The following is a 12,176-nucleotide window of genomic DNA, read 5'->3' on the forward strand; positions in this document are numbered from 1 at the left end:
CCCATGAAGAAATTCCTCACCACCGCCCCCGTTGTTGCCGCCGTCTGGTTCACGCTCACGGCCGGGATCACCATCGAGATTTTCCGCTTCTTCCCGGATCTGATCATCCACCCCCTCTGAAAGCCTGCATCAGGCCTCATTGATCGTTAAAAGCGGCCCTTCAACAGGCCGCTTTTTTCATGTCTGCTCCTCCCTCCTTGGGTTCCAGTCTTCGCATGTCTCGTCTATTGGATATGGCAGGCATCACCGAACCCCAGCAGCAGCTCCAACTCCTCCAGGGCCACGCCAAGGTCGGCGTTCACCAACACGGCGTCGAACTCAGCCTCGGCCATCAGTTCCTGGCGTGCGCGTGCCAGCCGCCGCTTGATGGCCTCCTCGTTGTCGGTGCCCCTTCCACGGATGCGCCGCTCCAGCTCCTCGAAACTGGGGGGCTTGATGAACACATGAAACCCGGCTGGGAAGCTGCGCCGCACCTGACGGGCCCCCTCAAGTTCGATCTCCAGCAACACCGGCTGTCCCTCGGCCAGATGCTGCTCCACGGGAAGCCGCGGCGTGCCATAGAGGTTGCCGGCAAACTCGGCCCACTCCAGAAAACCACCTGTCTGCACCTGGGACTCGAAGCGCTCGCGATCGAGAAAGCGATAGGTGGCTGCATCGATCTCACCAGGCCTGGGCGCGCGGGTGGTGGCCGAAACCGACAGCCAGATGTCGGGATGGCGCTGCAGAAGAGCCGCCACGAGTGTGCCCTTGCCCACACCACTGGGGCCGCTGATCACGGTGAGCCGTCCTGGCGTTGAAGGCGATCCCATGGGGGTCATCGGCTGGCCAGCAGAGTAGAGGGATCCCACCGCACGCTCCGGCGTGGAGCGGCAGCCCATGGCGCCCCAGACCCAGCCAAGCCCGGCCATCCAGGCCATGGATCTCACCACCCTGCGGGCGGTGCTGGCGGAGCTGCGTCCCCTGCTGGTGCCGGCACGCTTCGAGAAGGCTCAGCAGCCCAATCCCCACACCCTGCAGCTGGGGCTGCGCGGTCTGAGCGGAATGCGCTGGCTGGAGATCAGCTGGCTGGCGGCGGCCCCCCGATTGCTGGCGATCGATCCGCCGCCGAAGCAGGGGGACGGCAGCACCCTGGCTCGGGTTCTCCAACACGGCCTGTCTGGACTGGCCCTGGTGGCGATCGAGCAGGAGGGCTTCGAGCGGGTGGTGGATCTGCACTTCGCGCCCCGGCCCGGGGAACCCAGTGGCCGCCGTCTGGTGGTGGAGCTGATGGGCCGCCACAGCAACGTGTTCCTGCTCGATGCCCAGGGAAGGGTGGTGAGCCTGGCCCGCCAGGTACGGGAGCAGCAGTCACGGCTGCGGCCGATCGCCAGTGGCTCCAGCTATGTACGCCCGCCGGCCCTGCAGTCGGATCAACCCAGCCTCAGGGAGACCCAGGAACGCTGGCTGCGGCGGCTGCAGCTGGTACCGGTGTCCTTGCGTCAGGCCCTGCAACAGACTTACCAGGGGATCAGTCCAGCCCTGGCGCTGCAGCTTGCCGATGGGGCGCCGGTGCCGGCGGTGGAGTTGCTGGCTCAACCTGTGGGCGAACTCAGGCAGGAGCACTGGGATCACCTCTGGGCGCGCTGGCAGCGCTGGCTGCAGGACCTGGAGCAGGAGCGCTTCGGCTGGGAAGAATGTGACTCCACAACTGGCTCTGGCGGCTCCAGCCACTACCGCTGCTGGGGCACCGCCAGCCGTGGGCCCGTCAACGCCCCCCTGGCGGCCTACTACAGGCAGCGGCTGGGCCAGGGGGAACTGCAGCGACGCCGGGCGTGCCTGGAGCTGAAACTGCTGGCGGCCCGGGAGCGGGAGGAACGCCAGCGGCAGCAGCAGCAAGCCCTGCTCGATCAGGTGGAGAGCGGGCATGATCTGCGCCGGCAAGCCGACGCCCTGCTCTGTCTGGAGGCCCCCAGCCGCGAGCAGGTGGGCGAGGCCCAGGCCCTCTACCGGCGGGCCCGGCGGCTGCGGCGCTCGGTGGTCTCGATCACCCCCCGGCTGGAGTTGCATCAGCGACAGCTTGAGCGAATCGACGCCAGCCTGGCCTTCCTCGCCCTGCACAGCCCAGAGATCAGCCCCGGCCACGGCAACCATGTCGGGGATCTGGAGGACGCCCTCAGCCAGCTGGAGGCCCTTGAGCAAGAGAGCGATGAGCTGCTGGCCAGGGGAGGCGCTGAAGGGCGCCGCTCCGGCCGCCGCGGTCCGCCCCGCCCAGGCCAGGCCAGCACCCCGTCCCCCCTGGAGCTGCTGACGCCCGGCGGCCTGCGGGTGCAGGTGGGCCGCAACCACCGCCAGAACGAGTGGATCAGCCTGCGCCAGGCCCGCCGAGGCGATCTCTGGTTCCACGCCCAGGAATGCCCGGGCAGTCATGTGATGCTCAAGGCCTCAGCGTCTGTGGCAGCCGACGCCGACCTCCAGCTGGCCGCTGATCTGGCAGCCCACTTCAGCCGAGCTCGTCACAATGGGCGCGTGCCGGTGTTGAAGGTGCCCTGCGATCAGCTGCAACGACTTGCCGGGGCTGCCGCCGGCACCGTGACCCACAAGGGGGGGGAGGTGGTCTGGGCCTCGCCCGAGCGGGCCGCCCACTGGCTCGCGGCGGCGGAATCTGTGCCTAAGGTCCCAGCGGAGCCAGGGCCATGAGCGAACCAACCCCATCCACAGCCAGCGGCGGATCAACCGGAACCGCCCTGCCCGCGCCGGCACCCATCCGCGTCAGCCGCCCGGATGAGTTCCCCGCAGAAGTGGAGATGACCCTGGTGGAACACCTGGAGGAGCTGCGGCGGCGCGTGCTGCGCAGCCTGCTGGCCCTGGTGGTTTCCGCGGCCGTCTGCCTGGCGCTAGTACGCCCCCTGGTGCGTGTGCTGCAGGTGCCGGCGGTAGGCATGCGCTTTCTGCAGCTGGCACCTGGCGAATTCCTGTTCGTCTCCCTGAAGGTGGCCGGCTACGCCGGACTCACCCTGGTGCTCCCCTACATCCTCTATGAGCTGCTTTCCTTCGTGCTGCCCGGGCTCACCCGGCGTGAGCGGCGACTGGTGGCCCCCGCAGTGGCGGCATCGGCGGTGCTGTTCATGGCAGGCCTGGCCTTCGCCTGGTGGGCGCTGGTGCCCGCTGCCCTGCGCTTCCTGGTGAACTACGGGGCCGATGTGGTTGAACCGATCTGGTCGATCGAGCGCTACCTCGACTTCGTACTGCTGCTGATGGTGGCCACTGGACTGGCCTTCGAGCTGCCGGTGCTGCAGCTGCTGCTCGGGGCCTTCGGGCTGGTGGGATCCCGCACCATGCTGGGTGCCTGGCGCTGGGTGGTGCTGGGCTCGGCCCTGGCCGGCGCCGTCCTCACTCCCTCCACAGACCCGGTGACGATGTTGCTTCTCACTGGAGCAATCACGGCCCTGTTCCTGATCGGGGTGGCGCTGGTGGCACTGGTGGAGCAGGTGAGGCCCGAGCCCGCCTGAACCGCTCTGAGGTCAAAGCAGGAATTCACTGCTGCGCCCATCCGCTGCCGGCTCCAGAGCCAGGCTCATAGCCTTGCCAAGCCGCGGCCGATCTCTTGTGGTGCTCAGCCACCCCCTCACCTGCTCCGCCACCTGGAGATTGTTGAGCACCTCCACCAGCTCCCGCAGACGGGCTTCGTAGCCGGCGGCATCGAGCGGGAAAGACTGCTGCTCGAGATAAGCCCACATCACCTGCAGGTACAAGCGCCCTCGGCGCTGGACCAGCTGCAGGTCGTAGGAGGCCTGCCAGCGAGAGCGCAGCAACGTGATCACCTCCTCATAACGAAGAGGCGCCGGGGCGAAGGGAGCGGCTGGATCGGACAACGGCGAGGACGGCGAGGAGGAGCGCAGCGGTGGAAGTCACAACAGCATGTTGCGGCAGCTGATCAGACCCCCGATCTGGCCGCCTGGGGCCGGAGGTGCAACGGTCATAATGATCGGCACGTTGCTTCGGCACCAAGGAACGCCTCGTATGACCCAGATCCCTGTGAGCGATGTGCCCGGAATGGGTCGTCGGCAGTTCATGAATCTGCTCACCTTCGGCACGGTCACAGGGGTTGCCCTTGGCGCTCTCTACCCGGTGGTCAACTACTTCATCCCCCCCAGGGCCGCTGGCGGTGGCGGCGGCACAACAGCCAAGGATGAGCTGGGCAACACCGTGACGGCCACCGGCTGGCTCTCCACCCACAAGGAAGGCGACCGCAGCCTGGTGCAGGGGCTCAAGGGTGATCCCACCTACCTGCTGGTGGAAGGTCCCGAGGCGATCGGCAGCTACGGCATCAACGCCATCTGCACCCATCTGGGCTGCGTCGTGCCCTGGAACAGCGGCGCCAACAAGTTCATGTGCCCCTGTCACGGCAGCCAGTACGACGCCACCGGCAAGGTGGTGCGCGGTCCGGCACCCCTCTCCCTGGTTCTGGCCAACGTCACGGTCGAGAACGACACCGTGTTCCTGAGCCAGTGGAGCGACACCGACTTCCGGACTGGCGACAAGCCCTGGTGGGCCTGATCCACCCCGTTCTCCCTTTCCTTCGTCGCCCGTTCGCCCACCCACCATGCGTCGTTCCCTCTCCCTGCTGCTGAGCTCCCTGCTCGTCGCTGCTGCCCTGCTGGTCGCTCCCCAGGCCAGCTGGGCCTATCCGTTCTGGGCTCAGCAGAATTACGCCAGCCCCCGTGAAGCCACCGGCAAGATCGTCTGCGCGAACTGCCACCTGGCCAAGAAGGCCACCCAGGTGGAGGTGCCCCAGGCTGTGATGCCCGACACCGTCTTCAAGGCGGTGGTCAAGATTCCCTACGACACCGCCGTGCAGCAGGTGGGAGCTGACGGCAGCCGTTCCGGCCTGAACGTGGGTGCGGTGGTGATGCTCCCCGATGGCTTCAAGCTGGCTCCTCCTGAGCGACTGAGCGAGGAGCTGAAGGAAGAAACCGCTGGTGTTTACTTCACCCAGTACAGCGAGAACGATCCCAACATTCTTCTGGTGGGCCCCCTGCCTGGCGACCAGCACCAGGAGATCGTCTTCCCGATCCTCTCGCCTGATCCGGGCAGCGACAGCTCCATTCACTTCGGTAAGTATTCGATCCACGTTGGGGGCAACCGGGGCCGTGGCCAGGTGTATCCCACCGGTGAGAAGAGCAACAACGGGGCCTTCAACGCTTCCGTGGACGGCACAGTGGCCGCCATCACCCCTGGTGAGAACGGCGCTTCCGTGGTGGAGATCAGCACCGCCGATGGTCAGAGCGTGAGCGACACCATTCCCGCCGGCCCAACCCTCACCGTGGCGGTGGGTGACAGCGTCAGCGCCGGTGCCCCTCTCTCCGATGACCCCAACGTGGGTGGCTTCGGTCAGCTCGATGCTGAAATCGTCCTCCAGAATCCTGTCCGTATATATGGGATGCTCGCCTTCTTCGCGGCGGTGGCTCTGGCCCAGATCATGCTGGTGCTGAAGAAGAAGCAGGTGGAGAAGGTCCAGGCCGCTGAGGGCATCTGAGGAGCCTTGACCACCATGCCGTTCGCCTGAGTGCATTCGTTGGAGTTTCTCTCCCAGGCCACTGCCCTGGCTGTGTTCACCTCACCGGGTCCCCTGATTGTTCAGCTGGGCCCCTTTTCCCTGCGCTGGTACGGCCTGCTGATCGCCTTGGCAGTGCTGGTAGGTCTGCGGCTGGCCACCCGGCTGGGCAAGGCCCGGGGCATCGACCCCGCCCTGATCGCTGACCTGCTGCCACTGCTGGTGCTGGCCGCTGTGCTGGGCGCCCGCCTCTATTACGTGTTGCTGGAGTGGCGGCAGTATCAGCTCAACTGGCTGGAGGCGCTGGCCATCTGGCGCGGCGGCATCGCAATCCACGGGGCTCTGATCGCCGGCACCCTGGCGGTGATCGCCTATTGCCGCTGGCGCAAGCTGGCCTTCTGGAACCTGCTTGATGTGCTGGTGCCCTCCGTTGCCCTCGGCCAGGCGATCGGGCGCTGGGGCAACTTCTTCAATTCAGAGGCCTTCGGCCTTCCAACCGACCTCCCCTGGAAGCTCTACATCCCCGCCCTCAACAGGCCGGCACAGTTCCTCGATCAGCAGTATTTCCACCCCACGTTCCTCTACGAATCCATCTGGAACCTCGCTGTGGTTACCTTGCTGCTCGCTCTGTTCCGCGCAGGGCTCAAAGGCCGCATAGCCTTGCCCCCCGGCGCCCTGAGCTGCATCTATCTGGTGAGCTACAGCCTCGGCAGATTCTGGATCGAAGGGCTGCGCACCGACCCGCTCTGTCTTTTCTCCACGCCGCCCTTCTGTGAGGGAGGCCTGCGCATGGCCCAGCTCATGAGCCTGCTGCTGATCGCGCTCGGCAGCTTCGGCCTCTGGCGGATCTACGGCCAGGACCGCCCCCTGCCCGATCCAGGCGGTGCTCCCCTTCTGCCCCGGTACCCCTCTTGAACGAACCGTCGACCCCAGCGCCAGGTTCCTCAAGCCCGGTGCTGATCGTGGGTGCAGGCCCCGGCGCCGTCGATCTGATGACCGTGCGGGCCACCCGTGCCGTTGAAGCCGCTGATGTGCTGGTGTGGACTGATTCCCTGGTTTCGCCCCAGATTTCCGCGCTGGCCCCTGCGCAGTGCGAACGGATCCGCACCAGCACACTCACCCTGGAAGAGGTGATCGATCTGGTGGTGGAGCGGGCGCGGGCCGGCTTGCGGGTGGTGCGCCTCCACGATGGCGATCCCTGCCTCTACGGAGCCCTGGCGGAGCAGATCTGCCGCCTGAGCGAATCAGGGCTCGAGGTGGAGGTGGTGCCTGGCCTGAGCGCCTACCAGGCCACCGCCGCAGCTCTCAAGGCCGAGCTCACCATCCCGGGGCTGGTCCAGACCATCGTGCTCAGCCGTGCTGGTGGGCGCACCGGGGTGCCGGAGCGGGAATCACTGGCACACCTGGCTTCCCTGAGAGCCTCCCTCTGCCTGTACCTCAGCGCCCGCCATGTGGAGTCGGTTCAGCAGGAGTTACTGGAGCACTACCCCGCCGACACCCCGGTGGCTATCGGCTACCGGGTGAGCTGGCCGGATCAGTGGCTGCAGGTGGTGCCGCTGGAGCAGATGGCGGCTGTGAGCCGAGAGCGACAGCTGATCCGCACCACTCTGTATGTGGTGAGCCCGGCGCTGGCCGCGCCTGAACAGGCTCGCTCCCGGCTGTACTCCCCGAGCCATGATCACCTGTTCCGGGCTGCCACTGCTTCAGGCTCGGCTGAGTCTGCAGCGGTCCAGGCAGCGGGATCAGTGAGCTGAACCGCGGTGTTTTAAGATCAACGGGTGCGGGCGATTAGCACAGCGGTAGCGCACTTCCTTCACACGGAAGGGGTCACTGGTTCGAATCCAGTATCGCCCATTCTTCAGTTCAGGCCGGTGCCTAGGCCCGCCTCTCAGGATCAGGCCGCCACCGGACTGCAGACCAGTTCGGCATGCAGGATGTCCATCACCTCAAAAATCCGGGCTGATTCGTTGTCAGGAATCTCAAGCTGAGCAGCTAGATCGGAGAGGATCTGTTGTTCCTCGGGCACCAACGGCCCGTCGGAGCGCATGATTTCAGCCGCCACCGCAAAGGCGGTGCGGCGCTCGTGCGGATCCAGTTGCAGAGCCGCGCGGGCCATCAGGATCGGTGCACCATCGCGGCGCAGGTCAGCGAGCAACTGGTCGAACAGCTGAATCATCACCGCATCTCCCATCTGATTGAAGGGCACGCGGTAGTCGAGGGAGTGGCGCAGGGCCCGGGAACCGGCGCGGGTGAGCAACCCATCCCAGGACACGGCGGCAAGGGCCACGGCCACGAAGGCGGTCGGAGAATCCATGGAACTGGCGGCTCGAATGTCCTTCATCTGTCATGGCGAAAGCTGGACCAATCATGCGGTTGTCGTCGCTACCGGCTGTCGGATTCCACCAGCAATCGCACCCCTGTTGCTTCCGCCAGGGGCTCGGCGCACCCCTGCAGGCTCCAACGCTCCAGGCTCAGATCCAGGGGTGAGGCCGCATCGAGCCCGATGCTCAGCTCACTGGTGCTGCAGGCGATCCGCAGGCCCGCCACCGCAGGCGTGGGACGGCGATCGAGGGAAGCGGCCAGCCGCAGAAGCATCGCCATCGCATTGACAGTGCGCCTCTGCTCGCGGCCCGGCAGCAGAAGCCAGGCCTCGTGGCGCTTCTTGGGGAGGCTGCGGCGGTGATAGCGGGCAATTGCGGCCACCATCAGCTGCTCGGTTTCGGAGTAACCGAGCAGGTCGCCATGGCGGATCAGATACCAGCTGTGCTTGTGGTACGCCCCGATGTTGATGTGCTGGCCCGAGGCATGCAGCATCGCCGCGGCCCAGAGCAGTTGTCGCCCCTCTCCTTCGTCGTGGTGCAGCACCCCGCGACAGCGGTCGTAGAGGCTGAGAGCATGCTGGGCCACCCGATCCGCGCGCGCCTGGACGACGCCGTAGCGCTGGGCCAGCTGCAGCACCGTGCGACGGCGGATGCTGCTCTGGTAAGCGAAGCGATCCACGATCAGGTCGTGGCGGAGCATCCAGTCGACGATCAGTCCTTCACGCAGGGCCCGCTCGCTGATCACCATCTCCCCGGCCTGCAGCATCGCCATCGCCTGCTGCAGCACCAGCGCCCCCGGCACGATGATCTCAGCGCGGCGCTCATTGATGGCGGGCAAGGAGCGCCGCTGCTCCGGCGTCAGAGTCGTCAGCCGGTTGACCTGCTGATTGATCTGCTCCCGGCTCATGCGGAATCCCTGCAGGCGCAGGGGGGTGCGCTCCTGCTCGGAGGCCACCAGGGCTGCCAGTGCCGTGGCGGTGCCGCTGGTGCCCACCATCACCGGCACCTCCCCCGGCCGCAGCTGACGCTTCACGCGCTCCACAGCCGGCTCCAGGGAACCCTGGATGAACGCCCGCAGGAAGGTGAGCCGGGCTGCCGGCATCGGGTCCTCGCGGATGAAGTCACGCTGCAGTCGCACTGCGCCGATGCGGGTGCTGGTGAGTTCACGGGCATCAGCCCCGTCAGCCAGGATCAGCTCGGTGGAGCCACCGCCGATATCGAGGATCAGGTGGGGGGTGTCACCGAAGGCCATCCCCGAGAGCACCCCGAGATAGATGAGGCGAGCCTCCTCCTGGCCGCTGACCAGATCCACGTCCAGACCCAGTTGCTCCTGGACCGCCTGCACGAACAGTCGGCCGTTGGGCGCCTCCCGCACCGCGCTGGTGGCGGCCGTGAGAATCTGCTCAACGCCGTGGCTCTCGGCCAGCTGACGGCAGTGACGCAGGGCGATGAAGGCGCGCTCGATCGCCTCGGGGGTGAGGTCTCCCGTTTCGGGATCCCGCTCTCCCAGCCGGGTGGACGACTTCTCCGCCAGCACCAGGCGGAAGCTGCGCAACTCCGGGTCCACCGCCGCGATCAACAGGTGGATGGAGTTCGAGCCGATGTCGATGGCCGCCACATGCCTTAGCCCAGTGCCTGGGCCCTGGCTGACGGGAGCGACCACCGTGACGGCGGGGTCGGGAGGGACCATCTGGCGACCAGCCGGCACTGACCGCGCCACTTTGCCACCGAAGCCTGCAACCAGTCGCCCCATGTCACTGCCCCAGGCATCCCCAGCCCTGAAGCGCCGTAACCTGCGCCGATGAACATCAGCGCCTCCCTGCGGGGTTGGTTCGAGCTGCTGCGCTGGCACAAGCCCAGCGGACGTCTGATCCTGCTGATCCCGGCCGGCTGGGCCCTCTGGCTCACCCCCCAAGCCCCGCCAGCTCCCAGCCTGGTGGGCCTGATCGTGGCCGGCGGGCTGGCCGTGAGCGGCGCCGGCTGCGTCGCCAATGACATCTGGGACCGGCGCATCGATCCACTGGTGGAGCGCACCAGCACGCGCCCCCTGGCCAGTGGCCGGGTGGGCTTGGTCGAGGCGGTGATGCTGCTGCTGGCCTGCCTGCTGGTCGCGCTGACGGTGGTGCTGGCTCTGCCGGAGCCCAGCCGCGGCCTGTGCCTGACCCTGGCGGTGGCCACCCTGCCGCCGGTGCTGCTCTATCCATCGGCCAAGCGCTGGTTTGCCTATCCCCAGCTGGTGCTGGCCTTCTGCTGGGGGTTCGCGGTGCTGATCCCCTGGGCCGCAGCCACGGCCGCTCTGGGGGGAGGCTGGACCCTGCCGCTCGTCTGGCTGGCCACCCTGCTGTGGACCTTCGGCTTCGACACCGTCTACGCCATGGCCGACCGGGCGGATGACGCCGCCCTGGGGGTGCGCAGCAGTGCCCTCAGCCTGGGGGAGAGCGCCCCCACCGCGGTGGCCCTCAGCTATGGAGCGGCCGCCCTGCTGCTGGCGATGGCAGCCACCAACGCCGGGGTGAGCTGGATCTTCTGGCCCCTGTGGACCATCGCCGCCGCAGGCATGCAGCGGGAAGCCCAGCGTCTGCGGGGGCAACCGCCGCGCTCCCGCTACGGGGAGCACTTCAGCCGCCAGGTGCAACTAGGCGCCCTGCTGCTGCTGGCCCTGGTGCTAGGGCGCGGGGCATGAGCGACTGGTTGCCACCCCCACTGCGGCCGGGGGACCGGGTGAGGCTGGTGGCGGCCAGCTCTGCCCTGGCGGAACGCCAGCGGCTGGAAGCAGGCATCGCCGTGATCGAAAGCTGGGGACTGAAGGTGGAGCTCCCTTTCGCCCCGGAGCGGCGCTGGGGGTATCTGGCTGGCAGGGACCATGAACGTCTTTCCGACCTGCTGCCGGATGGTTCTGCCAGCACTGGCGAAGGGGCCGCCCTGCTGGCCTGTGTGCGGGGCGGCTGGGGAGCGGCACGCCTGCTGGAACAGTCGCTGTCCCTGCCTGAGGGCTGGTTGCTGGGTTTCTCTGATGTGACCTCCCTGCTGCTGGCCCAGCAGGCCCGGGGGCGGCGCGGCGCGGTCCATGGCCCCATGGTCACCACCCTGGCGGCCGAGCCGCCCTGGAGCCAGGATCGCCTGCGCCGGCTGCTCTTCGGGGAAGCGCCGGGTGCGTTGCAGGGAACCCCATGGCGGGGCGGGCTGGCGGAAGGACCGCTGCTGGTGGCGAACCTCACTGTGGCCACCCATCTTCTGGGCACGCAGCACCTGCCCGATCTCAGGGGGGCGGTGCTGATCCTGGAAGACGTGGGCGAGGCCCCCTACCGGATCGAGCGCATGCTCACCCACTGGCGCCTCTGCGGCGCTCTGCAGCAGCTGGCCGGGATCGGCTTCGGCAGCTTCCAAGGCTGTGAAGAGACCGACGGGGAGGGAGCAGCTGCCGGAGAACGGTTCAGCCTCGAGCAGGTGCTGCGCGAACGCACCGCGGATCTCGGCATCCCAGTGCTCGCGGGGCTGCCCGTGGGCCATGAGCCCGGCAACGGCGCCCTGCCCCTCGGGGTTCCCTGCCGCCTGGATGGGGAGTGCGGGGAGCTGAGCCTGCTGCTCTAGGCCCCGTCGCTGCGGGCAGCCAACACCGCAGCGGCGATGGCCAGATCAAAGGTGGTGGTGAGCTTGATGTTCGAAGCCGAGGCCTCGATCACCCGCACCGGCCAGCCCAGGCGCTCGAACAAGGAGGCGTCGTCGGTGACGCTCCAGCCCTCGGCCGCTGCCATGGCATGGCCGAGGAGCAGCTGGGCCAGGGGGAAACCCTGGGGGGTCTGGGCCGCCCAGAGCACCTGGCGATCGGGGGTGTCCTCGATGGTGCCATCTGCCGCCACCCGTTTGATCGTGTCCGACACCGGCACCGCGGCGATCACGGCTTCCCCTCGGGCGGCAGCGGCGGCGCACCGGCTGATCAGCTCCGGCTCCACCAGGCAGCGGGCGCCATCGTGAATCAAAACCGCTTCAGCGTCCGGAGGCAGAGCCGCCAGGCCGAGGCGCACCGACTCCTGGCGGGTGTCCCCGCCCTCGATCCAGTGCACGGGGCGCTCAGGTGCCGCAGCCACCACCAGTGCCTCCACCTCCGCCTGATCGCGGCTCTGGCCCACCACACCGATCCAGCTGATTTCCGGCGTGGCCAGAGCCGCCTCAAGAGTCCAGGCCAGGACGGGGCGCCCTGCCACAGGCAGCAGCAGCTTGTTGCGCTCACCGCCCATCCGGCGGCCACTGCCTGCAGCGGCGATCAGCAAATGCACAAGGGACTCCCGCGCAGCGGACAAACCAGACCAGATTCATACAAT

14 protein-coding genes and 1 tRNA gene are annotated in these 12,176 nt (G+C 67.6%); 10 read left to right on the top strand and 5 right to left on the bottom strand.

Features of this window, described 5'->3' with window-relative positions:
• Positions 1 to 3 precede the first annotated feature (3 nt).
• Positions 4 to 120: a photosystem I reaction center subunit IX gene (gene psaJ / locus KBY93_RS04215; protein ID WP_094554336.1), complete on the top strand. Its 117-nt coding sequence runs from the start codon at positions 4 to 6 to the stop codon at positions 118 to 120.
• Positions 121 to 224: 104 nt separating this feature from the next.
• Here psaJ and gmk read toward each other — a convergent pair whose 3' ends face one another.
• Positions 225 to 809: a guanylate kinase gene (gene gmk / locus KBY93_RS04220; protein WP_255093057.1), complete on the bottom strand. Its 585-nt coding sequence runs from the start codon at positions 807 to 809 to the stop codon at positions 225 to 227.
• Between the two features lie 106 nt (positions 810 to 915).
• Between gmk and KBY93_RS04225 the strand changes: the two genes are divergently transcribed.
• Together KBY93_RS04225 and tatC are read left to right on the top strand one after the other, a co-directional pair.
• Positions 916 to 2,676, top strand: coding sequence for an NFACT family protein (locus KBY93_RS04225; protein WP_255092996.1), 1,761 nt, complete (start codon positions 916 to 918; stop codon positions 2,674 to 2,676).
• Positions 2,673 to 3,488, top strand: coding sequence for a twin-arginine translocase subunit TatC (gene tatC / locus KBY93_RS04230; RefSeq protein WP_255092997.1), 816 nt, complete (start codon positions 2,673 to 2,675; stop codon positions 3,486 to 3,488). The genes KBY93_RS04225 and tatC overlap by 4 nt, the downstream gene beginning before the upstream one ends.
• Positions 3,489 to 3,500: 12 nt before the next feature.
• On the opposite strand, the gene KBY93_RS04235 is transcribed toward tatC, so the two are convergent.
• Entirely contained in the window at positions 3,501 to 3,851 is a 351-nt protein-coding gene (locus KBY93_RS04235) for a DUF3067 family protein (RefSeq protein WP_255092998.1), read from the bottom strand.
• A gap of 148 nt (positions 3,852 to 3,999) precedes the next feature.
• Between KBY93_RS04235 and petC the strand changes: the two genes are divergently transcribed.
• The 5 genes from petC (at position 4,000) to KBY93_RS04260 (ending at position 7,387) form a co-directional block, all read left to right on the top strand.
• Positions 4,000 to 4,536: a cytochrome b6-f complex iron-sulfur subunit gene (gene petC / locus KBY93_RS04240; protein ID WP_255092999.1), complete on the top strand. Its 537-nt coding sequence runs from the start codon at positions 4,000 to 4,002 to the stop codon at positions 4,534 to 4,536.
• Between the two features lie 46 nt (positions 4,537 to 4,582).
• Entirely contained in the window at positions 4,583 to 5,515 is a 933-nt protein-coding gene (gene petA / locus KBY93_RS04245) for a cytochrome f (RefSeq protein ID WP_255093000.1), read from the top strand.
• 39 nt (positions 5,516 to 5,554) lie between these two features.
• Positions 5,555 to 6,448: a prolipoprotein diacylglyceryl transferase gene (gene lgt, locus KBY93_RS04250; protein ID WP_255093001.1), complete on the top strand. Its 894-nt coding sequence runs from the start codon at positions 5,555 to 5,557 to the stop codon at positions 6,446 to 6,448.
• On the top strand, positions 6,445 to 7,287 hold the full coding sequence (cobM, locus tag KBY93_RS04255) for a precorrin-4 C(11)-methyltransferase (protein WP_255093002.1): 843 nt from the start codon (positions 6,445 to 6,447) through the stop codon (positions 7,285 to 7,287). The genes lgt and cobM overlap by 4 nt, the downstream gene beginning before the upstream one ends.
• 28 nt (positions 7,288 to 7,315) lie before the next feature.
• Positions 7,316 to 7,387, top strand: a tRNA-Val gene (locus KBY93_RS04260).
• Between the two features lie 40 nt (positions 7,388 to 7,427).
• Here the strand turns inward: KBY93_RS04260 and KBY93_RS04265 are convergent.
• Both KBY93_RS04265 and KBY93_RS04270 read right to left on the bottom strand, forming a co-directional pair.
• Positions 7,428 to 7,847: a tellurite resistance TerB family protein gene (locus tag KBY93_RS04265; protein ID WP_255093003.1), complete on the bottom strand. Its 420-nt coding sequence runs from the start codon at positions 7,845 to 7,847 to the stop codon at positions 7,428 to 7,430.
• A 68-nt stretch (positions 7,848 to 7,915) separates the two neighbouring features.
• Positions 7,916 to 9,544: a Ppx/GppA phosphatase family protein gene (locus KBY93_RS04270; RefSeq protein ID WP_255093004.1), complete on the bottom strand. Its 1,629-nt coding sequence runs from the start codon at positions 9,542 to 9,544 to the stop codon at positions 7,916 to 7,918.
• Between the two features lie 111 nt (positions 9,545 to 9,655).
• Here KBY93_RS04270 and KBY93_RS04275 point away from each other — a divergent pair, with 111 nt between their 5' ends.
• Together KBY93_RS04275 and KBY93_RS04280 are read left to right on the top strand one after the other, a co-directional pair.
• Entirely contained in the window at positions 9,656 to 10,537 is an 882-nt protein-coding gene (locus tag KBY93_RS04275) for a 4-hydroxybenzoate polyprenyltransferase (RefSeq protein ID WP_255093005.1), read from the top strand.
• On the top strand, positions 10,534 to 11,445 hold the full coding sequence (locus KBY93_RS04280; RefSeq protein WP_255093006.1) for an LD-carboxypeptidase: 912 nt from the start codon (positions 10,534 to 10,536) through the stop codon (positions 11,443 to 11,445). The genes KBY93_RS04275 and KBY93_RS04280 overlap by 4 nt, the downstream gene beginning before the upstream one ends.
• Here KBY93_RS04280 and ispD read toward each other — a convergent pair.
• Positions 11,442 to 12,131, bottom strand: coding sequence for a 2-C-methyl-D-erythritol 4-phosphate cytidylyltransferase (gene ispD / locus KBY93_RS04285; protein ID WP_255093007.1), 690 nt, complete (start codon positions 12,129 to 12,131; stop codon positions 11,442 to 11,444). The genes KBY93_RS04280 and ispD overlap by 4 nt on opposite strands.
• Positions 12,132 to 12,176 lie beyond the last annotated feature (45 nt).

Origin of the sequence: Synechococcus sp. J7-Johnson (genome assembly GCF_024345795.1) — a bacterium.
In the GTDB taxonomy this organism is placed as follows: Bacteria; Cyanobacteriota; Cyanobacteriia; order PCC-6307; family Cyanobiaceae; genus Regnicoccus_A.